The 21,107-nt window shown below is 63.9% G+C and carries 25 protein-coding genes; 11 read left to right on the plus strand and 14 right to left on the minus strand.

Going from position 1 to position 21,107, the window contains the following annotated elements; genetic code table 11:
• Positions 1-136: 136 nt before the first annotated feature.
• Positions 137-1,117, plus strand: coding sequence for an NAD(P)-dependent alcohol dehydrogenase (locus Q7514_RS17345; protein WP_330134743.1), 981 nt, complete (start codon positions 137-139; stop codon positions 1,115-1,117).
• A gap of 26 nt (positions 1,118-1,143) precedes the next feature.
• Here the strand turns inward: Q7514_RS17345 and Q7514_RS17350 are convergent, their stop codons facing one another.
• Entirely contained in the window at positions 1,144-1,926 is a 783-nt protein-coding gene (locus Q7514_RS17350; protein ID WP_330134536.1) for a SigB/SigF/SigG family RNA polymerase sigma factor, read from the minus strand.
• Positions 1,923-2,357: an ATP-binding protein gene (locus tag Q7514_RS17355; protein ID WP_330134537.1), complete on the minus strand. Its 435-nt coding sequence runs from the start codon at positions 2,355-2,357 to the stop codon at positions 1,923-1,925. The genes Q7514_RS17350 and Q7514_RS17355 overlap by 4 nt, the downstream gene beginning before the upstream one ends.
• Positions 2,358-2,685: 328 nt before the next feature.
• Between Q7514_RS17355 and Q7514_RS17360 the strand changes: the two genes are divergently transcribed.
• Complete coding sequence (locus tag Q7514_RS17360) at positions 2,686-3,111, plus strand: STAS domain-containing protein (protein ID WP_330134538.1); 426 nt, start codon at positions 2,686-2,688, stop codon at positions 3,109-3,111.
• A gap of 145 nt (positions 3,112-3,256) precedes the next feature.
• Here the strand turns inward: Q7514_RS17360 and Q7514_RS17365 are convergent, their stop codons facing one another.
• Genes Q7514_RS17365 through Q7514_RS17375 form a run of 3 tightly spaced genes read right to left on the minus strand, consistent with a single transcriptional unit; the run spans position 3,257 to position 5,148 of the window.
• A complete protein-coding gene (locus Q7514_RS17365) occupies positions 3,257-4,495 on the minus strand; it encodes a glycosyltransferase (protein ID WP_330134539.1) in 1,239 nt (412 codons plus the stop codon).
• A gap of 47 nt (positions 4,496-4,542) precedes the next feature.
• Positions 4,543-4,899, minus strand: a complete 357-nt coding sequence (locus tag Q7514_RS17370) for a hypothetical protein (protein ID WP_330134540.1) — start codon at positions 4,897-4,899, stop codon at positions 4,543-4,545.
• 9 nt (positions 4,900-4,908) lie between these two features.
• Positions 4,909-5,148, minus strand: coding sequence for a hypothetical protein (locus Q7514_RS17375; protein ID WP_330134541.1), 240 nt, complete (start codon positions 5,146-5,148; stop codon positions 4,909-4,911).
• 271 nt (positions 5,149-5,419) lie between these two features.
• Here Q7514_RS17375 and Q7514_RS17380 point away from each other — a divergent pair, with 271 nt between their 5' ends.
• Together Q7514_RS17380 and mbp1 are read left to right on the plus strand one after the other, a co-directional pair.
• Positions 5,420-5,665 (plus strand): DUF6480 family protein, encoded by a 246-nt coding sequence (locus tag Q7514_RS17380; RefSeq protein ID WP_330134542.1) that lies wholly within the window; start codon positions 5,420-5,422, stop codon positions 5,663-5,665.
• An 84-nt stretch (positions 5,666-5,749) separates the two neighbouring features.
• Positions 5,750-5,986, plus strand: a complete 237-nt coding sequence (gene mbp1, locus Q7514_RS17385; protein WP_330134543.1) for a microaggregate-binding protein 1 — start codon at positions 5,750-5,752, stop codon at positions 5,984-5,986.
• Positions 5,987-6,022: 36 nt separating this feature from the next.
• Here mbp1 and Q7514_RS17390 read toward each other — a convergent pair whose 3' ends face one another.
• The 3 genes from Q7514_RS17390 to Q7514_RS17400 form a co-directional block, all read right to left on the minus strand.
• Entirely contained in the window at positions 6,023-6,700 is a 678-nt protein-coding gene (locus Q7514_RS17390; RefSeq protein ID WP_330134544.1) for a PAS and ANTAR domain-containing protein, read from the minus strand.
• 77 nt (positions 6,701-6,777) lie between these two features.
• Positions 6,778-8,187 (minus strand): alpha,alpha-trehalose-phosphate synthase (UDP-forming), encoded by a 1,410-nt coding sequence (locus Q7514_RS17395; RefSeq protein ID WP_330134545.1) that lies wholly within the window; start codon positions 8,185-8,187, stop codon positions 6,778-6,780.
• Between the two features lie 24 nt (positions 8,188-8,211).
• Positions 8,212-8,781: a type 1 glutamine amidotransferase domain-containing protein gene (locus Q7514_RS17400; RefSeq protein WP_330134546.1), complete on the minus strand. Its 570-nt coding sequence runs from the start codon at positions 8,779-8,781 to the stop codon at positions 8,212-8,214.
• 165 nt (positions 8,782-8,946) lie between these two features.
• Between Q7514_RS17400 and Q7514_RS17405 the strand changes: the two genes are divergently transcribed.
• Positions 8,947-10,128 carry a zinc-dependent alcohol dehydrogenase gene (locus Q7514_RS17405; RefSeq protein WP_330134547.1) on the plus strand — a complete coding sequence of 394 codons (1,182 nt, stop codon included), beginning with the start codon at positions 8,947-8,949 and terminating at the stop codon, positions 10,126-10,128.
• A 26-nt stretch (positions 10,129-10,154) separates the two neighbouring features.
• On the opposite strand, the gene Q7514_RS17410 is transcribed toward Q7514_RS17405, so the two are convergent.
• Positions 10,155-10,712: a DUF2231 domain-containing protein gene (locus Q7514_RS17410; protein ID WP_330134548.1), complete on the minus strand. Its 558-nt coding sequence runs from the start codon at positions 10,710-10,712 to the stop codon at positions 10,155-10,157.
• Positions 10,713-10,880: 168 nt separating this feature from the next.
• Here Q7514_RS17410 and Q7514_RS17415 point away from each other — a divergent pair, with 168 nt between their 5' ends.
• Positions 10,881-12,674, plus strand: a complete 1,794-nt coding sequence (locus Q7514_RS17415; RefSeq protein ID WP_330134549.1) for a thiamine pyrophosphate-requiring protein — start codon at positions 10,881-10,883, stop codon at positions 12,672-12,674.
• Positions 12,675-12,801: 127 nt separating this feature from the next.
• On the opposite strand, the gene Q7514_RS17420 is transcribed toward Q7514_RS17415, so the two are convergent.
• The gene (locus Q7514_RS17420; protein ID WP_330134550.1) at positions 12,802-13,455 is read right to left on the minus strand and encodes a superoxide dismutase family protein; all 654 of its coding nucleotides are present in this window, start codon (positions 13,453-13,455) and stop codon (positions 12,802-12,804) included.
• A gap of 90 nt (positions 13,456-13,545) precedes the next feature.
• Positions 13,546-13,815 (minus strand): DUF7218 family protein, encoded by a 270-nt coding sequence (locus Q7514_RS17425; RefSeq protein ID WP_132471793.1) that lies wholly within the window; start codon positions 13,813-13,815, stop codon positions 13,546-13,548.
• Positions 13,816-13,930: 115 nt separating this feature from the next.
• On the opposite strand from Q7514_RS17425, the gene Q7514_RS17430 reads away from it, so the two are divergent.
• The 3 genes from Q7514_RS17430 (at position 13,931) to Q7514_RS17440 (ending at position 16,534) form a co-directional block, all read left to right on the plus strand.
• The gene (locus Q7514_RS17430; protein WP_330134551.1) at positions 13,931-14,461 is read left to right on the plus strand and encodes a hypothetical protein; all 531 of its coding nucleotides are present in this window, start codon (positions 13,931-13,933) and stop codon (positions 14,459-14,461) included.
• Complete coding sequence (locus tag Q7514_RS17435) at positions 14,461-14,940, plus strand: DUF421 domain-containing protein (RefSeq protein ID WP_330134552.1); 480 nt, start codon at positions 14,461-14,463, stop codon at positions 14,938-14,940. The genes Q7514_RS17430 and Q7514_RS17435 overlap by 1 nt, the downstream gene beginning before the upstream one ends.
• Before the next feature lie 76 nt (positions 14,941-15,016).
• Positions 15,017-16,534 (plus strand): catalase, encoded by a 1,518-nt coding sequence (locus Q7514_RS17440; protein WP_330134553.1) that lies wholly within the window; start codon positions 15,017-15,019, stop codon positions 16,532-16,534.
• 9 nt (positions 16,535-16,543) lie between these two features.
• Here Q7514_RS17440 and Q7514_RS17445 read toward each other — a convergent pair whose 3' ends face one another.
• Positions 16,544-17,035: a DUF4383 domain-containing protein gene (locus Q7514_RS17445; RefSeq protein WP_330134554.1), complete on the minus strand. Its 492-nt coding sequence runs from the start codon at positions 17,033-17,035 to the stop codon at positions 16,544-16,546.
• A 549-nt stretch (positions 17,036-17,584) separates the two neighbouring features.
• On the opposite strand from Q7514_RS17445, the gene phoU reads away from it, so the two are divergent.
• A complete protein-coding gene (gene phoU, locus Q7514_RS17450; protein ID WP_330134555.1) occupies positions 17,585-18,271 on the plus strand; it encodes a phosphate signaling complex protein PhoU in 687 nt (228 codons plus the stop codon).
• 141 nt (positions 18,272-18,412) lie between these two features.
• Here the strand turns inward: phoU and surE are convergent, their stop codons facing one another.
• Positions 18,413-19,186: a 5'/3'-nucleotidase SurE gene (gene surE / locus Q7514_RS17455; RefSeq protein WP_330134556.1), complete on the minus strand. Its 774-nt coding sequence runs from the start codon at positions 19,184-19,186 to the stop codon at positions 18,413-18,415.
• A gap of 83 nt (positions 19,187-19,269) precedes the next feature.
• On the opposite strand from surE, the gene Q7514_RS17460 reads away from it, so the two are divergent.
• Positions 19,270-20,160 (plus strand): RNA-guided endonuclease InsQ/TnpB family protein, encoded by an 891-nt coding sequence (locus Q7514_RS17460; protein WP_330134557.1) that lies wholly within the window; start codon positions 19,270-19,272, stop codon positions 20,158-20,160.
• Here the strand turns inward: Q7514_RS17460 and Q7514_RS17465 are convergent, their stop codons facing one another.
• A complete protein-coding gene (locus tag Q7514_RS17465) occupies positions 20,161-21,051 on the minus strand; it encodes a 1-phosphofructokinase family hexose kinase (RefSeq protein WP_330134558.1) in 891 nt (296 codons plus the stop codon).
• Between the last annotated feature and the right edge of the window lie 56 nt (positions 21,052-21,107).

Raw genomic sequence — 21,107 nt, forward strand, 5'->3', positions numbered from 1 at the left:
CCTGCGGAGGGACTGTAAATCCTGCCGCCTAGCGGAAGGTATGTCCCTGTGAAACAGGAACCCACCGAAAGCGCCGAGCGGGCGCTGGTAGGAATCTCGGGTTGTTCACGGCCGGGAGGACGTCAAGAAGACCACGATCGAGCGCCGCCCATTGGGTCCGCGCGACGTGCTGATCGAGATCGAATTCGCGGGTATCTGCCACTCGGACATCCACGTGGCCCGCAATGAGTGGGGCGGTACGAAATACCCGGTCGTTCCCGGTCACGAGATCGTCGGACGCGTCACCGCCATCGGCACCGACGTCACGAAGCACGTCGTCGGCGACCGGGTCGGTGTGGGATGTTTCGTCGATTCATGCGGTGAGTGCGGTCCGTGTGGTGCCGGATTCGAACAGCACTGCGTCAACAGGGTCACCGCGACGTACAACGCCGTCGGCAGTGACGGCCAGGTCACCCAGGGCGGCTATTCGACGCACATCGTCGTCACCGAACACTTCGTGCTGAAGATTCCCGGCGGGCTCGATCCTGCCGCGGCGACACCCTTGCTGTGCGCAGGCATCACCTTGTACTCGCCGTTGAAGCGTTGGAAGGCCGGCCCCGGAACCCGGGTCGCGATCATCGGAATGGGCGGGCTCGGCCACGTCGGCGTCAAGATCGCCGCTGCACTCGGCGCGGAGGTGACCGTGCTCGGTCATTCCTTGGCGAAGAAGGAGGACGGCCTGCGCTTCGGCGCCGTCGATTACCGCGCGACCACTGACCAGGAGACCTTCAGGGAACTTCGCGGCAAGTTCGACCTGATCCTCAACACCGTGTCGGTCAACCTCGACCTGGACCGGTACCTGTCATTGCTGTCATTGCAGGGTGTCCTGGTCGAGCTGGGGTTGCCCGAGAATCCGCTGTCCCTGCGAGCGTTCTCGCTCGGCAACAACGACCGGGCGATAGCGGGATCGAACGTCGGCGGGATTGCGTCGACCCAGGAGATGCTCGACTTCTGCGCAGCGAACGGCATCGCCGCAGAGATCGAGCTGATCTCCGCCGATCGCATCAACGAGGCCTACGAGCGCGTGGTGGCGAGCGACGTGAGGTACCGATTCGTCATCGACGCCGCGACCTTCTGAACCGGAACCGAGGGAACGGGATCGGGTCAGAAGTTGTCGCCGAGCTGTTCCCGCAGCTGCGCAAGAGTCTTCGCCAGCAGGCGCGAGACGTGCATCTGCGACACCCCGACCCGCTCGGCGATCTGCGTCTGGGTCATGTTGCCGAAGAACCGCAACAGGACGATGGAACGTTCGCGTTCCGGTAGAGCCTCGAGCAACGGACGCAGTGCCTCATTGTTCTCGACCTCGTCGAGGGCCGCGTCGTATTCGCCCAGTGTCTCGGCCAGGGTCAGTCCGTCGTCGGTCTGTGGCGACGACCGATCCACGGAAATCGTGGTGTAGGCATTCCCCGCGACCAATCCCTGCAGCACTTCTTCCTGGTCGATACCCAGTTCCTGCGCGAGCTCGCTCGCCGAGGGCGCGCGCCCGAGACGCTGCGACAGGTCGGCCGTTGCATGGCTCAACGACAGGTGCAGTTCCTTCATACGACGGGGAACCCGCACCGCCCACGCGGTGTCGCGGAAGTGCCGGCGCACCTCACCCATGATGGTGGGTACCGCGAACGAGACGAAGTCGGCCCCGCGCTCCGGATCGAATCTGTCGACCGCGTTGACCAACCCGAGACGCGCGACCTGGACCAGGTCTTCGAACGCCTCGCCGCGCCCGTCGAAGCGACGCGCGATGTGTTCCGCGAGAGGGAGACAACGTTCGACGACGTGCTCGCGGATCACGGAGCGTTCCGCATCCTTTTCGTCGAGAACAGCGATCCTTTTCAGATCGTCGAAGACGTCGGCGTACTCGTCGTTCGTCCTCCTGTTGTTCTCTTTCACCGAGCGGCGCTACCTTCGGAGATCACAAGGTCGATGGTGCTCACAGTGCCGCCGTGGTCGTCGAAGCCCGACGACACCGACACCGAATCGGTGAGCGAATTGAGCACATGCCACCCGAACGAGCGGGGCTGCCGGGTGGGAGCATCCGTGCGCGTGGGTGCCGTCAAGCTGATCTTCACTCCCGATGGGGAGACTTGGAAGCTACACAGAAGCGTGGACAGATCTGTGGAATTCACGATCAGCCGGGTTGCTGCCTCGTCGACTGCGAGTTTGATGTCCTCGACGGTGTCGAGATCGAAGTCGTGCTGCAACGCGATCGCTGCGGCGACCGCGCGCAGCACCGAAAGCTGGTCGGCATCGGCCCTGACCCTCAGCTCGACTGTGGGGGGAGCATCTTCGTGTGCCGAATCTACCGACGCGGAATTCGCCATGAGTGCCTGTTCTCCGTGACTGCGTGTAGCGGTGCTGAATGTCCTGCTTCCTGTTTCCAGGGGGAGACTACCCAGTCGGAGAGGTTTCAACCCATCGGTCCCTTCGTACTCACCTTTGCTTGCGGACGGAGATATCTCCATTGCTTGCGGACGGAGATGTCTCCATCCGGTTGAGCAGCCGTCGGGTCTGCACTAGTGTTGAAGTCGGTTGAGCACACAGCCTGGAAGTCGAAGGTGCCGCTGGATGGGCGGTATTCCGGTGGGCGATCTTGTGCCGCCGTTGCCGCGCCTGTAGCGCCTTTCAAATTCTCAGATGTTGGGAAGTGCAATGACTGCTACAGAGAGCCTTGCCGTACGGGCCCTACCCCTGCGTGCCGGCCCGCACGGTGCCGCGACCCGCTGGGTCGGCGGCGCACAATTCTGCGCGCAGCAGATCAGCTCGGGTTTGGTTCGTGTCGGAGCCAACGGAGAGATCGACCTCCGTAACGCCGCTGCGCTCAGTGAGTATTCCTGTCGGCAGCTGCGGTCTTCGCCACGGGTGATCCTCGACCTGTCCGAAGTAGGATTCTTCGGGACGCCGGGTCTGACAGTGTTCGACGAGCTCGATGAGGTGAGTCGCCAGAGCAGTGCACGGTGGGCGCTCGTCTGCGGAAGACCGGTCGAGCGACTATTGCGCGTTGCAGACCCCGAACAGCGCATTCCCAAGCACTTCTCCTTGGAGAGTGCGATGCGATCGCTGAGCCACGCGGCGTGATGCCATTCGAAGGACGCGGCAGACTGTAGTGGTCAGTATGTCGCGAAGCCGTTGCCGTGCAAGATGAATGCTTGCACGGCAACGGCATTTGCGTCGATGTTCACGCTATGCGGCAGCAGTGTCGGTGTTGCAGAACGAGAGCGGATCATTGCGTTCTCACTCGACTCGTTCTCACTCGACTGGGGGCTTCCTCGCGTGGCAGCGGGATGCACCGCTCGTACGCGCGGATGGTGTCCGCAGCGGCACGATCCCACGAGTATCGTGCGACGGCGCGGTCGCGTCCCGCGATCCCGTAGGTGTCGCGTGTAGTCGGATCGCCGAGCAGCTGCCGTGCTGCCTTCGCGAGGGCTTCGGGGGATCGAGGTGGTACGAGATCGCCGGTAACGCCGTCGACCACGATGTCGAGCACGCCGCCCACCGCGGATGCGATCACCGGTCGTCCACACGCCATGGCCTCGAGAGGGACGACGCCGAACGGCTCGTACCAGGGGTTGCTCACGACGATATCTGCTGATCGCAACAGAGCGGGCACCTGCGAGTGGGCGATCCTGCCGGGCATCCGTACTCGGTCGTATACGCCGCACCGCCGTGCGACGTCGGCGAGCCGTGATGCTTCCGGACCGTCGGACGTTCCGCCGTCCGGTGGGCCCCCGGCCACCACGAGTTCGGTGTCGGGAAGTGCGCTCAGGGCTTCGACCGTGACATCGAAACCCATTCGAGGAACGAGCTTTCCGATGGCAACGATGCGATACTTCGCTCGCCGGGGGAGGAGTGTGGGGCCCACAGGTTCGAACCGGTTCACATCGACGCCGCAGGGCACGACCGATGTGCGAGCGCGAGGTAGGCCCATGCGAGCGAGCTCGGACACTTCGTCGGTGCAGGCTGCTACCACCCTGGTGGCGCCGCGGGCGACGAGCTCCTCCAGGCGGATCCGGTCCGATCGGGTGGCATCCGTCGAGCTCTGATGTCGACGCTCGACCGCTCCCAACGTATGGAAGGTCTGCACAGTCGGAATTCCCAGCTGTCGTGCTGCCAATTGGGTCGCGATTCCCGACATCCAGAAATGGGCGTGTGCGATGTCCGGGCGTTCGCGTGACCATTCGCTGCGGAGGAAGGAGCCGAACACTCCTGTGAAGGTGAGCAGTTCATCCTCCGGCAGTTGCTCGGGCGGGCCGGCCGGGACGTGCACCACCTCGTAATTCGCCGCGGTGCGCACTCGTTCGGGAAGGTCGGGGCCGTCGCAACGTGTGTAGACGACAACGCGGTGGCCTGCACGAGTGAGGGCTGCGGAGAGCTCAGCGATGTGCACGCTCCGTGCACCGGCGTGGCAATCACCGAGAGCGCCCAGCGGACTCGCGCCTTCGGACACCATCGCGATGTGCATCGGCTTCCTTCCTGGGTAACGAGCAGCGGCTTCTTCGGAGAAACGGACTACGTCGCGGCCGTCGCCGAAATACCGGCGTACATCACCATCAGAACGAAGAGGGCCCAGCCGGTTCCGTGCCAGATAGGCCACCGGCCACCCTCTTTCCACACCAGATAGGTGCGGATGAACGCCCCGAGTCCTCCCAGGAGGAATACGAGCACTGGTCCGAACATGAGAATCTGGCGGGCGGGATCGGTGCAGACGGCGAACTCTGCGTCCGCACAACTGTCACCGGACGTTGCCGACCACACGATCACCCCGGCCATGATCAGCAGTGCGATCGCAATAACGATTGCTGCATACCGGACGGCGCTACGGAACGCCTTGGGGTCGCGCCAGCGTTTCTCCACATCTTGGGTCATGGCTGGTGGTCAGCTCTCGACACGATCGGTGAGCTGGTCTTGGCCGACTTGACGCGCGCAGTGGGCACAGCAGAACATCACGCCGTTCGCCTCGACACCGTGACCGAGAATCCTGCAGTGGCAGTGGGCGCACTCCGGTGCCATCGCATCGACTGCGCACTCGAAACTGTCGTATGTGCCTGTGATGCTCTCGCGAGTGACGGTGAAGGTCTTGTCGTAGTCGTTTCCGCATGTATCGCACGTGGGCATGCCGAAGCTCCTTTCGTGTGAACTGCCGTGCCTATCGGGTGCCCCGCCTCGTGGCTGCGCAAACGTGCGGCTCGCGGGGCAAACGTGCGGCTCGCGGGGCAAACGTGCGGTTCGCGAGGCAGATTCGGAGCGGGCCGGGAATCGTCCCGGCCGATCGGGTTTCGACGGCGGGCGAATGGGCATCCGGTACAGGTCCGCCCGATAGGAGTGTTGCGGTCGCCGAGTTCGGGTATTCGACCGACACGATGCGGAAACGACCCGAGGAGGGCACATGAGCGTCTCTGATCCGGAGCCTCACGGCAACACCGATCCGAGTCCTGACAGGACACCGGATCTGGATGCCGGTGGTGGGGTGCGCCCTGGATCGACACCGCCCGAGTCATCGGGTACCTCGGGTCTGTCTGCGCCGGAGCCGCGTACGAGTTTCAGATTCCCTCCCACCGGGTGGATGACGATCGGCGCAGTCGTGGTGATCGTTCTGATCTTCGTGGCTGTGGCCATCGGTCTGCTGCTCTGAGGAACAGCACACCGAGCCTCTGTCGAAGAGGTGGACGGGCGACCCGCCCGAAACATGTGAACCCACAGAGAAGGGATTGTCGGAATGACAGATGAGAAGAGCGGCCCCAGCGAAGGCATCAAGGGTGCCGTCGAAGGGGTGAAGGGTAAGGCCAAGGAAGCCGCGGGAGCGTTGGTCGGAAACGACGACCTCACCCGCGAGGGGCGTGCCCAACAGGACAAGGCCGAGAGCCAGCGGGAAGTTGCGAAGAAGGAAGCCGAGGCCGAGAAGGCTCGCAGTGAAGCCGAAGTGGACGAAGCACGTCAGCGTTCACAGCAGTAGCCACCGCATTCGATGTCGGGCGGCCCGAGGCCTGGATCAGGCCTCGGGCACTCGCTCGTGCAGGGTCATCAGCAGGTGGTCGAATTCCCTGCGCGAGACAGGTTGGGCGCCGGCACCGGCTGTGGTCTCTGCGACGAGTTGTTCCGAGAGCGCCCGCACCTTGACGTTGGACTCCTGGGAACGCCAGGTGAGGATCTCGAAGGCGTGTTGTGCGGAAATCGCGTAGACCGCTATCAGGATGCCTTTGGCCTGTTCGATCACGGCGCGTGCTCCGGTGAGAGCGGAAACGGCTTCGTCCACGCCTTCCCGGATGTCCCTCTCGATTGCTTCGGACAGGTCGAGATAGAACCCGCTTGTGCCCAGCACCGCCCCGTTTTCGTCGACCAGGCGGTCGCCGATCACCGCCACACTCTTGATGTTGCCGGCGGTATCGATGATGCGATGTCTACTGCTGAACGGTTCTCCCGTGGTGCGGACCGCTTCGAGCAGTTCTGCGAGTTTCTTCTTGTCGTCCGGGTGCTTGTGTTGCAGCAGCAAAGCGGTGGTGGGTTGTACCGTGCCCGGCGCGTAGCCGTGCATGGCCGCCACTGCGTCGGACCACTCCCACGTGTCGTCGGCAAGCAGATAGCGGAAACTTCCGACATGCGGCGACGGGTTGCCCTCGAGGTGGTGGGCGGCGGCAGCCGCGTCGGGGCAAGTGGCACGATCCTTCATAGGTCGGATTATGCGCCACTCCCCGACACGTGGGTTCACCGGAAGGGCTGTGGCTCGAACGACGCGGCATGCACGGACTACGCTGTGCGCAGATCGTCGAGGAAACTGCGTGTCCACCGGTCGATGTCGTGCGTCATGACCTGGTCGTGCATCGAACGCATCCGTCGGGTCAAGCCCGGATCGCCGAATCGGACGGCGCTGAGTATCGCGTTCTTCACGGCCTCGAGATCGTGTGGATTCACCAGCAGTGCGCGACGCAATTCTGCGGCGGCCCCGGCAAATTCACTGAGAACAAGCGCGCCCGTGCCGTCGCCGTGGCAGGCCACGTACTCTTTCGCGACCAGGTTCATTCCGTCGCGCAACGGTGTCACGAGCATGACGTCGGCGCCGGTGTACATCGCGACGAGCTCGTCGCGTGCGACCGGACGATGCAGGTAGTGCACGACAGGTCCGCGCAGGCGACCGAACTCGCCGTTGATTCGGCCCACTACTCGTTCGACGACGTCCCGCAACGAGGCATAGGCTGCGAGGCGCTCGCGGCTGGGGGTCGCGAGCTGTACCATCACGGTCTTGTCGGGATCGAGTACTCCCTCCTGGAACAACTCCCGAAGCGCTTCGATACGCAGCTCGATGCCCTTGGTGTAGTCGAGCCGATCCACGCCGAGCAGGAAGACCTCGGGGTCACCCAGCTCGGCCCTGATCTGCTCGGCGCGTAATACGGTGCTCGCCTCGGCGGAAGAGTCGCGCAGGCGAACTGCGTCGACGGAGATCGGGTAGGCGCCCACACGCACACGCCGAGTGCCGAACTCGATCAGGCCACCCTCGGCTCGATGCGTACTGGGCAAGCCGAGGAGTCGTCGGGCGAGGTACCGGAAGTTCTCGGCGCCACCCGGAAGGTGGAACCCGACGAGATCGGCGCCGAGCAGACCCTCGATGGTCGCCCTTCGCCACGGCAGCTGCAGAAACAGTTCCGGCGGTGGGAACGGAATGTGCAGGAAGAATCCTATTCTGACGTCCGGTCGCAACTCGCGGAGCATTTGCGGTACGAGTTGGAGTTGGTAGTCGTGGACCCATACGGTGGCACCCGGCGCGGCGGCCAGAGATGCCGCTTCCGCGAAGCGGCGGTTTACCTGTTGGTAGGCGTGCCACCACTCCCGCCGGAAGGTAGGTGCCACGACCGCGTCGTGGTAGAGCGGCCAGATTGTCGAGTTGGCGAAGCCTTCGTAGTATTCGGCGACCTCGTGTTCATCCAATTGCACCGGGTGAAGGGTCAGTCCGTCCTCGACGAACGGATCGAGGGCGGCACCAGCGGTGCCGGTCCACCCCACCCACGAGCCGTCCACGGATCGGAGAACGGGTTCGAGGGCTGTGACGAGCCCACCGGGACTGCGCTGCCATCTCGCGGGTCCGTTGTCGGGCTGCTCGACGAGATCGATGGGAAGACGGTTCGCCACCACGACGAAATCGCGCGGCCCTGCTCCTTGCATCCTTCCTGCTCCAGCCGCTCGCATTCACTCCGCTCGCCGCGTGTCCGCGAACACGTCGACCACTGCCGAACAGAACGCGGGTAGGTCGTCCGGGTTGCGGCTCGAGACCAGGTTCTGGTCGATGACCACTTCCTTGTCCACCACCGTGCCACCGGCATTCCGGATGTCGGTGCGGACGCTCGGATACGAGGTCAGGGTCCGATCGCGCACGACGTCGGCTTCGACGAGCGTCCACGGTCCGTGACAGATGACGCCGACGGGCCGTCCCGACGTGACGAATTCTCTGACGAATGCGACGGCCTTCTCGTCCTGACGGAGATGGTCGGGATTGGTTGTCCCACCCGGCAGGAGAAGACCGTCGTAGTCATCCACAGATGCGTCTGCCACTACCTGGTCGACCGAGTATTTGCCCGCGGCATGCACGTCCTGCTGCATCGCCTGGATCTCTCCGCTCTCCAGCGACAGCAACCGCACGGTGGCACCCTCCTGCTCCACCGCACGCCGGGGCTCGACGAGCTCCACCTCTTCGACACCATCGGTTGCAAGGATGGCAATGGTTCGGCCCGACAGACGTCCACTGTGTGCTGTGCTCATGATGATCAACCCTTCTTCGGAGTGACGCTGACCCCCGCATACCCGTCACGGGTGATTTCATGCCGCGGTGCGTTCTGCTGCCCACTCCGTTCGCCTGCGGAGACCCGTTTGCCTATCGAGACGGCGGGTACGCCGATGTGCACGTCTCGACGAGTGGAGGAAGCAATGAAAGCTGTGACATGGCAGGGGCGACGTAGGATCAGTGTCGACACCGTCCCCGACCCACGAATCGAAGCGCCGACCGACGCTGTCATCAAGGTCACCACCACCAATCTGTGCGGCTCGGATCTGCACTTGTACGAAGTCCTCGGTGCCTTCATGACGCCCGGGGACATCCTCGGCCACGAACCCATGGGCATCGTCGAGGAAGTGGGGTCTGCCGTCACGAACCTCACCCGCGGCGACCGCGTGGTCATCCCGTTCCAGATCTCGTGTGGACAGTGCTTTATGTGTGATCGTGGACTGCAGACCCAGTGCGAGACCACCCAGGTACGTGAGCAGGGAAGCGGCGCTGCGCTGTTCGGATACTCGCAGCTGTACGGCAGTGTGCCCGGCGGACAGGCCCAGTATCTGCGTGTTCCCCATGCAGATTCCACCCACATCAAGGTCCCGCAGGGGCCCGCCGACGAACGATTCGTGTACCTGTCGGACGTCCTCCCGACCGCGTGGCAAGCGGTCGAATACGCCGAGATCCCGGACGGGGGCACGGTCACGGTTCTCGGGCTCGGCCCGATCGGCGACATGGCCGGCCGCATCGCCGGCCATCGTGGAGCGCGGGTCATCGCGGTCGACCTGGTTCCGGAGCGACTCGCGCGGGCCTCGGCGCGAGGAATGGAGGTCATCGATCTCGAGGACGCCGGCTCCGATCTCGCCGACATCATCCGCGAGCGCACCGACGGGCGCGGCACCGATTCGGTGATCGACGCCGTCGGTATGGAAGCACACGGCTCGCCCGTTGCCGAACTCGCTCAGACCGCCACCGGTTTCCTGCCCTCAGCGCTTGCGAAGCGCTTGATGGAGAAGGCGGGAATCGATCGGCTGAGCGCCTTGTATTCAGCGATCGACATAGTGCGGCGCGGAGGCACAATCTCCTTGAGCGGCGTGTATGGCGGAATGAGCGACCCGTTGCCGATGCTGACCCTGTTCGACAAGCAGATACGGCTGCGTATGGGCCAGGCCAACGTGCTGCGGTGGGTGCCCGAGATCCTGCCGCTTCTCACGGACGACGATCCCCTCGGGGTGGATACGTTCGCGACACACCGGCTGCCGTTGTCGGACGCCCCGCATGCGTACGACATCTTCCAGCGAAAGCAGGACGGCGCGGTGAAGATCGTCTTCACTCCTTGACGTTCGGGTGGAGGCCGCAGGAGGAGTCACGCAAGCACGGGATCGAACGCCGACCCGGCCGACGGCACCCGATTTCGGTTGCCCTCCACCCGCGCACCCATCGCGAACGCCAGGTGTCCGCCGAGGGTGCCGCCGAAACCGATCAGTGCGGTTGCGACCGTGCTCGCTGCTACCGCAGCGGGACGGGTGCCTCGCCGTCGTCCCAGGTAGGACAGACCCATCAGGGCGATGCCGGTTCCGTTGACCGCAGCGTGGACCAGCCCGACCCGTCGTTGCTGTGTGTCGCATTCGGCGAAGTCGGCCCAGCCGGTGAGCGCGGACGGCAGAGCTGCGACCAACCCGACCCCGATCAGCTGCCGGGCGGTCTCCGGTTTGCGGAAGACGAAGTCGAACAGCGGCGCACACGACCAGGCACCGATCGGGATCGCAACCAGCGCGGGGTGCAGTGGATGGCCCGGAGCCACGTCACCGCGCAACAGGTCACCCGGTACGCCTGCGGTAATACGTCGGACAACATCTCGGACGGCCGTCGACGGTCGATCGAGTGCTGTCGCGGATTCCAGTGTCGAGAACAATCCCGTCATGGGTCGCGAGTACCTCGGATCGAAGGTTCGAAACACTCGACAATGGCGATTGTTCGTCCGATCCTGTTTCGGTCACTGTAAGCCGGGTAGCTGGAGAGTGCAGTCGCTGCATGTGCTGTGTTCCGCTGACAATCTCGCGCACGCGTCTCATGCGCTGAGGAGGATTCGATGGCCGGTCAGAATGTCGCAGACTACCTGCTCGAACGTTTGCGTACGTGGGGAGTCGAGCACGTATTCGGATACGCAGGAGACGGGATCAACGGCATTCTCGCCGCCTGGGAGCGGGCTGGGAACAGTCCGCGATTCGTTCAGGCTCGGCACGAGGAGATGTGTGCGTTCGAAGCCGTCGGGTACGCGAAATTCTCGGGACGACTCGGGGTGTGTATCGCCACCTCCGGACCCGGCGCGATCCATCTTCTCAACGGCCTCTACGACGCCAAACTCGACCACGTACCCGTGGTCGCAATCGTCGGGCAGACCGACCGCTCCGCCATGGGCGGCTCGTACCAGCAGGAGGTGGACCTGCTCAGCCTGTACAAGGATGTCGCCAGCGATTACGTACAAGTGGTCACGGTCCCCGAGCAATTGCCCAACGCCCTCGACCGGGCCATCCGGACAGCGATGACCCGGCACGCTCCCACCGCGCTCATCATTCCGGCGGACGTGCAGGAACTCGACTACTCCCCACCGACGCACGAGTTCAAGATGGTGCCCTCGAGTGTGGGTTTCGATATCCCGACGCTCGCCCCCGACGACGCCGCGGTGGTGCGGGCCGCGGAGATCCTCAACTCCGGCAGCAAGGTCGCTCTCCTGGTAGGGCAGGGTGCGCGCGGCGCGCATGAAGAGATCGCACACGTCGCCGATCTGCTCGGCGCCGGTGCAGCCAAAGCGCTGTTGGGCAAGGATGTGCTCTCCGATGAACTGGGGTGGGTCACCGGAGCGATCGGGCTGCTCGGCACGCGCCCGAGCTACGAGATGATGGCCGGTTGCGACACCCTTCTGACCATCGGCTCGTCCTTCCCCTACGCCCAGTTCCTACCCGAATACGACCAGGCCCGCGGTGTACAGATCGACATCGACGGTCACATGATCGGGATGCGCTATCCGAACGAGGTCAATCTGGTCGCAGATGCGAAAACAGCCCTGCAGGCGTTGATTCCGCATTTGTCCCGGAAGGAGGACCGATCCTGGCGGGAGGAGATCGAGGCGAACGTGGCGCGTTGGTGGGAGACCATGGAGATGCAAGCGCACGTGGACGCCGATCCCGTCAACCCGCTGCGGTTGTTCGCCGAACTGTCGCCTCGGCTACCCGATGACGCGATCGTCACCGCAGATTCAGGCTCGGCGGCCAACTGGTACGCGCGCCAATTGCGGTTCCGCGGTCGGATGCGAGGCTCCCTCTCGGGGACATTGGCGACCATGGGGCCCGGCGTCCCCTACGTAATCGGAGCGAAGTTCGCTCACCCGGATCGCCCCGTGATCGCGTTCGCCGGCGACGGCGCGATGCAGATGAACGGGCTCGCCGAACTGATCACTATCGAGCACTATTGGCAGGAATGGGATGATCCCCGGCTCATCGTCGCGATTCTGCACAACAACGACCTGAACCAGGTGACCTGGGAGATGCGAGCGATGTCCGGTTCACCCAAATTCGTGCCTTCGCAAACGATTCCGGATGTCGACTACGCCGCGTTCGCGGAACGTCTCGGCTTGCGCGCCGAAACGGTCACCGAACCCGGCCAACTCGCCGGCGCGTGGGACAAGGCGCTCGCAGCGGATCGGCCCACCGTGCTGGACGTGCACACCGACCCGAACATGCCGCCGATCCCGCCGCACGCGACCTGGGAACAGTTCAAGTCGGCCACGTCTGCGGTCCTGCACGGGGACGAGGATGCCTGGGGGTTCATCAAGACCGGTGTCAAGACCAAGGCGCAGGAATTTCTCCCGCATAACGAGAACTGACCGAGGATTCGACCTTGTTCGCGTGGAACATACGTTGACCTGTGCCGACGCAGGGATCGAACGCAGGATCGAGATGCGCCGGCTTCAGTCGATGCCCTCGTCGGCATCGCCGGTGGAACTACGATTTCTAGAAATCGGTGTCGATGCACGCCAGGCGCTCACCTGCCATTCCGGCTTCACCCGGTCCTGTCATGGTGTGCTGTGCGTGGAGCACCACAGAGTTGGCCTCATCCTCGCGGAACTCCCAGTCGACGGTCGTCGATGCTTGGGCAGCACCGGTCTCGTCGGTCGTGACGTCGAGCCAGATCTCGTTCTGTGGGTTCGCGTAGGCCGGGTCCGTCGACGGTGCGTCCGGGGTGGCTGCGGGGTCGAGGTCGTTCTGGTAGTGAGGCCCGGAGTCCGATGGTTGCGGCCCGCACGGCAGCGTGTGCACGTGCACACCGAAGTCGCGGCCCGGTGCCAGACCCGTCGCATCGAGGGTGATCGTCGTGCGGCCGTCCTGGTCCTCGGAGTCGACCGTCACCACCGAGCCCACTGGCACGGCGGCTTCGTCGTAGGTGAAGGCATTGTCGTCGTCACCGACGGGCTCCCCGGGTACCTGGAAGGCGCCGGCCATCCCGGGCGCCGGGGTGGGTATGTCGTCGGTGGTCGTTTCGGCAGTGGTGAGAGGCGGTGTTTCGACGGTGGCGTCGTCGGTAGTCGCTTCGTCGTCGCTGCAACCGGAGGCGACGAGAGCGGCCAGTGACACCGCCGCGATCATGGTGGTGTGTCGTGTGTTCATGAATGTTGCGTACCCGCGGCGCACAGGACCGAACCCAAGATTTCATCAGGACGTGTGCATTCCGGAACGGTCCCCGTCGGCCCCCCTCCGTCAGTGATTCCTCAGAGCGTCGATGAGTTCGTCCTTCGTCATCTTCGAGTATCCGGTGACACCGATTTCCTTGGCCCGTTCCTTCAACTCGGGCACCGTCCGTTCCTCATAATCGGTGGCCTTGCCGCCCTTGTGTCCGACCGACGAGCGTCCTTCGTTCGCCGCGGCATTGGAGATACGTGCGGCCTTCTCCTTCGAGTCACCTTCGTCGCGCAGTTCCTCGTACAACTCCTGATCCTTCAGATGCGGATCAGAGCCCTTCTTCGGCATGACAGTCCTCCTCGTCGGTCACCTCCACGGTTACCCGGCGGCTTCACCGTGAAACCCGAGTCGGCATTTCGCACGAATCCCGGCGCGTGCGTCCTGATCGTGGGAGATTCGGACGGTGGGCACTGCCGACCGAATCCCCGACTCGGTACTGGACGATGTCGGGACTTTTGCACGTTCGCCGACTGTCGCCTGGATTCGACGAGGTGCGGTCGTGCTCCTTGCCGTGATCGTCCTGGTCGGTCTCACCGGCCGATTAGGTGTGTACAGCGCGACCACCCACGCATCCGGCGGTGAATACGAACTTCACCTCGAATATCCGCGGATCGCGCGACCCGGACTGGACGTCCCTTGGAATCTGACGGTCCGGAAGCCCGGCGGGTTCACGGAGCCGGTGGTGATCGCCGTGGACTCCGACTATTTCGATATGTTCGAGAGTCAAGGTTGGACGCCCGAGCCGTCGGCGGAAACCTCTGACGCCGCCCGCACCTACATGACCCTCGACCCACCGCCCGGCGATACCCTCACTCTCAGTTTCGACGCGTATATCCAGCCGTCGAGCCAGACCGGAGCATCGGGCTCGGTATCCGTATACGAGAACGGAATCGATGTGGTCACTGTGGATTTCATGACCTGGGTGGCGCCCTGATGGAAATCGTCATCCGAGCGGCTGTTCTCTTCCTGTTCCTTTGGGTGATCACCCGGATCGTCGGTCGGTCGACGGTCGGTGAGCTGAGTACCTTCCAGCTGATCCTCTACATCGCGATGGGTGACCTCATCCAGCAAGGGGTCACGCAGCAGGACTACTCCGTCACTGCGGCAGTACTGGCGATCGGAGTGTTCGCTCTGCTCACCATGGGGTTGACCTGGATCAATTCCCGTTTCCCCCGCATGCGGGGTGTCACGCACGGAGTTCCGGTCATCGTCGTCCGCGACGGAGTCCCCGACCTGCACCGACTGCGTACCGAACGGATGTCGCTCGACGACCTGATGAGCAGTGCACGTCAGAAAGGTATCCGCCGGTTCGACGAGATCGAACTCGCTGTCCTCGAGACCAATGGACGCGTATCGTTCTTCACGCGGGCCGACGGAGGGGCCGACGAGCCGGCACATCCGGACATCATTTGACCGTGGCCCGGTGGTCGTTTGGCCGTGGCGCGCATGGGTACCCGTTGTCAGACACTGTCTGCTGAAGGAGGCCACGATGACGGATCCGAACTTCACGACCGACGACGCCGGTATTCCGGTTACGAGTGACGAGCATTCGCTCACCATCGGTACCGATGGACCCGTCCTGCTCCAGGACCACTACCTGATCGAGAAGATGGCCCAGTTCAACCGCGAGCGCGTCGCGGAGCGACAACCCCACGCGAAAGGTGGCGGTGCCTACGGGCGATTCGAGGTCACCGAGGACGTCTCCGCCTACACGAAGGCAGATCTGTTCCAGCCCGGTAAGAAGACGGACCTGTTGATCAGGTTCTCGTCCGTTGCGGGGGAACGCGGGAGCCCCGACACGTGGCGCGACCCGCGCGGTTTCGCGATCAAGTTCTACACCGACCAGGGCAACTACGACATGGTCGGCAACAACACCCCGATCTTCTTCATGCGTGACCCCATGAAGTTTCAGGACTTCATCCGGTCCCAGAAGCGCCGCGCCGACAACAATCTGCGCGACCACGACATGCAATGGGACTTCTGGACGCTCTCTCCTGAGTCGGCGCACCAGGTCACCTGGCTCATGGGTGACCGCGGTATTCCGCGCACGTGGCGCCATATGAACGGCTATTCGAGCCACACCTACATGTGGGTGAACGCCGAGGGCAAGAAATTCTGGGTGAAGTACCACTTCAAGACCGACCAGGGAATCGAGTTCTTCACCCAGCACGAGGCCGACCAGATGGCATCGATGGACACGGACTATCACACGCGTGACCTGTGGGAACACATCGAAGCGGGCGAGTACCCGAGTTGGACCTTGAACATGCAGATCATGCCGTTCGAGGATGCGGACAACTACCGCTTCAACCCGTTCGACCTGACGAAGGTGTGGCCACACGGTGACTACCCATTGATCCCGGTCGGCACGATGACGCTCGATCGCAATCCCACCGATTACCACTGCGAGATCGAGCAGGCCGCGTTCGAGCCGAGCAACCTCGTTCCCGGCATCGGCCCGAGTCCGGACAAGATGCTCCTCGGTCGGTTGTTCTCGTATCCCGATGCCCATCGGTATCGTATCGGCGCCAACTACAAGGAACTGCCGGTCAACAAACCGCATGTCCCCGTCCGGTCCTATTCGAAGGACGGAAACATGCGGCACCACAACCCCGGTGATCCGGTCTACGTTCCGAATTCCAAGGGCGGACCCCACGCGGACCCGTCACAGGTCGGAGAGACTGCCACCTGGCAGAGCGCGGGCGACATGGTGCGCGCACCCTACGCACTGCACAGCGAGGACGACGACTGGGGCCAGGCCGGAACGATGGTTCGGGAAGTTCTCGACGATGAGGCCCGGGATCGGTTGGTGGACAACGTAGTCGGACATCTTCTCAATGGTGTCACCGAACATGTTCTCGAGCGGGCGTTCGAATACTGGCGCAACATCGACAAGCCGCTCGGTGACCGGATCGTCAGCGGTGTCTCCGAGAAGAAATCGGAGAAGGACCCGAAGTCGGGGCAACAGGCGAACCCCGCGCGGAGCAGCGCGCAGAAGAAGGCCTGACCCGGTCTGTTACCGCCGTCGGGGACGAGGCCACCTCCTGCGGGGCACACTCCCAGGCAGGAGGGGCCGAGTGCGACCTCCGGGGTAGACCGCCAAGAGCACCATAACGGCGCCGAGGGCGCCGTGCAGCCAATTGTCGGCGTTGTTCACGGGCAGAACATTTGTGGCGCTGTGGTGTTCGATGATGATCCCGTACGCGACCAGACCCAGATAGACGCCTCCTCCCAGGAGGAGGTAGATGCGGGACCAGGTCAGTCGGCGGGCCGCCAGCAGACCGACTGCGCCGAACACGAGGTGCACGACGTTGTGCACAGCGGAAACTTGGAACAGACCGAGCAGATGGGCCTGCGAGTCGGCGCCCACACGCATGATCGTGCTGTAGTTGGACGTCAGTCCGGGAACGAATCCGAGCGCACCGATCATCACGAAGACCAGGGCAACGGCGAACGCGTAGCCCTGTACCCGTGACCGAGCCGCGAAGGCGGGATCGCTGTTGCTCATCGGACGCCTCGATGATCGATGCACTGAACCAGTGCGTATCGGCTTGCTGACCGTGTATCGGCCTGCGGACCGATAGGTGTACGCGCTCGGCGTACCGCGGAACGCGCGATCACTCTCGTCTACCCACACCGATCGATGTGAAAACCGGACCTCGACACTGGGAGTCCATTTCAGAGTTCCGGCGAAAGCGCTCGGGGGTCGTCAGGCGAGCAGGCTGCGGGTACGTGAGTGGACGGTGCTACCGTCGTCTGTTGATCTTGCGGCGAGCCACTACGAACGCCACCATTGCGACGAGGGCGGCAATAGCAATGAGTTCCATGCATCCGCGCGTACCCGATTTTTCTTCGGATGAACGCAGAGCGGACAGAGTTCACTCACGGCGAGGAACAGAGTCCATCCGGTGCAGCCGGACGGTTCGGTCCGGCATGAACGGGGTAACCGGTCCAGGTGCGGCTCGGGGTGTTTCGACATCGGAGGACCTGCCGGGCTCACGCACGGCCTACCGATCCGGAGTCGCCGTGGCGTCCGATGTCATAGGAGGGTGGGTCAGTGCGCAGTCGCTTCGCTGAGAATGTCGATCGTCTCGCCGCGGATCTGGCGGCGATGTGTACCGGTGTGGAATCGATGATGGCGGATGCGTCGCGCGCGTTGATGTCGGCAGACACTCACCTCGCGGAGCAGGTGATCGCGACCCAGGAGGAATGTGACTCCGCCGCCCGGCAATGGGAGCAGACCGCCTTCGCCCTGCTCGCGTTGCAGGCTCCGGTCGCGTCCGATCTGCGGCTGATGATCGGCGGCATGCACATCGCCGCGGACCTCGAACGAATGGGCGCGTTGACGACCCACGTTGCGGAGGCCGTCCTCCGACGTCATCCCGCGCACGTGGTCCCCTCGGAGGCACATGGCATCCTCGCCGACATGGGCCGGGTCGCTGTCGCGGTTGCCGGCGAGACCCATCGTGTGCTGGCGCAGCGAGATCCGGTGCGGGCCGCAGCGCTCGAGCGGGCGGATAGCGAGATGGATGCGTTGCACCGTGCCCTGTTCGAGCGCATCACTTCCGACCGCTGGGAACACGGCGTCATGGAAGCAGTGGACGTGACGCTGCTCGGCCGCTTCTACGAGCGGTTCTGCGATCATGCTGTGGCGATCGGTCACCACGTGGTCTTCCTCGAGACCGGTCTTGCCGGTGATGCCGAGGAAGGCTCCGCAGGGGAGCCGCTCCAGCGCCCTCGATAGCGGGGATGGCAGTCGGGTCGGAGACCGGCACGATCACCGGCACGAAAGACAAGGATTACAACCTCATCTGGTTCACCGAAGCCTCGCTGAGCAACGCGCTGCGCATGGAGCGGTAAGGTGCCGCGGTGACCCGCGACCGGATCATGTCGAGAAGGTCAACGCACTGAGATCGATCCCGGAAACTTCGAACGGCATCGTCAACATCGTCGCGGTGGCCCAGCCATGATGCAGCAGTGCGGCGTCGCTCTCTCTGGTTTCGTCGATGACGACGCTCCGGAAGGTCACCGGTACACTGCGGGTCTCGAGACCGTCCTCCTCCATTTCGCCGATTTCTGCTTGCACGGCTCCGAATTCCGCAAGGGGAGCAGTCCGTAGTCCACGCAGTTCTGTGAGAGAAATATCCGGAATATTCACATTGAGTACCTGCCCCGGAGGAGCATGCACGGCCGCCCAGCGCACTGCACGAGAAGCGACCGATTCCGCTGTGTCCCAGAGGGATGGCGCTGTTCCGTTCAACGACAGTGCGACAGCGCGAGCTCCGTGACTCGCGGCGGTCAGCGCGGCGCCCACCGTGCCCGAGTGCAGGATGGCATGGCCGGTGTTGGGGCCGAGATTGATGCCTGAAAGCACGATGTCCGGCGGCCGGCCGAATACGCCTTCCGCGGCGAGGAATGAAATCAGCGCGGGGGAGCACTCGACAGAGAAGACCTCGAGTTCCGGGAGGTCAGGAAACGTGCGCCGCGACATCGACAACGTGCCGTCTTCCTGGAGCGCGGACAACGAGGCACTTGCGCCACTGTGCTCGAGGTGTGGCGCAGCCACGCTCACGTCGAGCCCGGCGTCGACTGCAACCCGTGCCAGCGACGCGAGGCCGGGACTGTCGATGCCGTCGTCGTTGACGATGAGCGCTTTCACCGGGACCTCGCCTGGATGCCCCGTCGTTCACGGCGGGCAGGAATGGCGTTCGACATGTCGGACCCTTCTGTTGTCATGAGGAGATGAGGACCGCGTACAAGGACATCGACGCCGCACTGTCCGAGTGGAAGAAAACCGAGGAGCTTGCGTTCCTCGGCGAGGTGTCCTCGGTGCCGCTTCAGCAGACGCTGCGCCACCAGCACACCGCGTTCCAGTCGTTCTTCAAGGGCACCGCCGAGTACCCACGGTTCAAGAACCGGCATTCTCGCCAGTCCGCGCATTACACTCGCTCGGCGTTCCGCATCAAACCGGACGGGCTGTGGCTGGCGAAGACCACCGCGCCGATGAAGGTGGCGTGGTCCTGGCCCGGCATCGACCTTGCCAGGCTCGACCCGACGATGGTGGTTGTCTCCCGCGAGGCGGACGGGTGGTGGTTCGTGACGTTCGCCGTCGACACGACCGATCCCGCTTTGTTGCCGGATACTGGCGAGTCGGTCGGTGTGGACCTCGGGATCAAGGACTTCGCGGTCCTGTCGACCGGGGAGAAGATCGGGAATCCGAGGCACATGGCCCGGCACGAACGCGGCCTGCGCCGCCACCAGAAGCGTCTGGCGCGGATGCAGAAGGGCTCGAACAACCGCGCCAAGCAACGCTCGAGGGTGGCACGCACGCACTCCCGTGTCCGCGATGCCCGCCGTGACTTCCTCCACAAGACCAGCACGGATCTCGTGGCACGGTTCGGCACCATCGCCGTCGAAGACCTTGCCCCGCGCAACATGGTCCGCAACCGTCGGTTGGCGAATCGGGACGTCAATGCCGCGCAGAACACCCTCGTCGTCGCCGGGCTCGCGGAGACACCAAACGCCTGCGGAGGCGATGTCAGACGGCACGGGTTTTCCCGTCCGCACTCGCCGGTGAAACAGGAACTCCCGGATGTGAGTCCGAGAATCCCCGTTTTTCAGGGCGGGGAGTAGTCAATTCCGTACTCCTTGCATCCGGCGCACCTGGATCTTCTCCGTCATGCGCGTGACTGCCAAACTGTGCCCGGTCGCCAGACCTCGACGGGTCACATTGACAGCGCCGGCCGCGGCTCCCAGCCGCAATGCTTCGAGGAGGGACTTTCCGGTCGAGAAGGCTGCCGCGAATCCGGCGGTCATGGAGTCGCCGGCACCGTGATGGTCGACGATCTGGACCGGTGGCGTCTCGACCTCCCACACCTCGCCCTCGCACAGCGCGATGGCAGGGTCTCCCGCGCGGGAGACGATCACCGTCTCCGCGCCTTCCTCGTGCAGGCGGTGCATGGTGGTGACGAGCTCGTCGATATCGTCCGACTGCGCTCTGCCGTCTTCGATGAGATCTTCGTGGCTGACCTTGAGCACCGTGACACCACCGCTCAGCGCGGCTGTGAGGGCGGATCCCGACAGATCCGCTACGACCGGAATCGCCAGCGCGGTCAGATCGGCGCACAACCGCCGATAGACCTCGGTCGGAACGGCGTGATCGCAATGTGGCCCGCCCAGTATCGCGATATCGGCGGCCAGTGCAGTAGCAAGCGATGTGCTGAACAGGTCATCCGTCTCGTGACGTGTGAGAGCAGGTGGAGGAACTTCCACCACCACGGTGCGTGCTCCGCCTCGGCGGTCGTGGACGTACGAACCGTTCTCGCATGCGGTCTCCACAGGGTGGACGGTCACGTTTTCGCGGGTCATGAGGTCGACGAGGATGCGGCCCGCTTCGCCGCCGAACGGCCCACAGAGGTGGACATCCATGCCCAGGATCGCTGCCATCCGACCGATCCAGAATCCCTGCCCACCCGCATGGATGTGCAACTCGTGTCCGTCATGAGGAGCCTCCTCGATAGTCACCGTCAACAACGGTGAGGGGGCGAACACGAAAGCACATGGGGATGCTTCGCGTGTGT

The sequence above is a fragment of the Rhodococcus artemisiae genome (assembly GCF_036327795.1).
In the GTDB taxonomy this organism is placed as follows: Bacteria; Actinomycetota; Actinomycetes; order Mycobacteriales; family Mycobacteriaceae; genus Rhodococcus; species Rhodococcus artemisiae.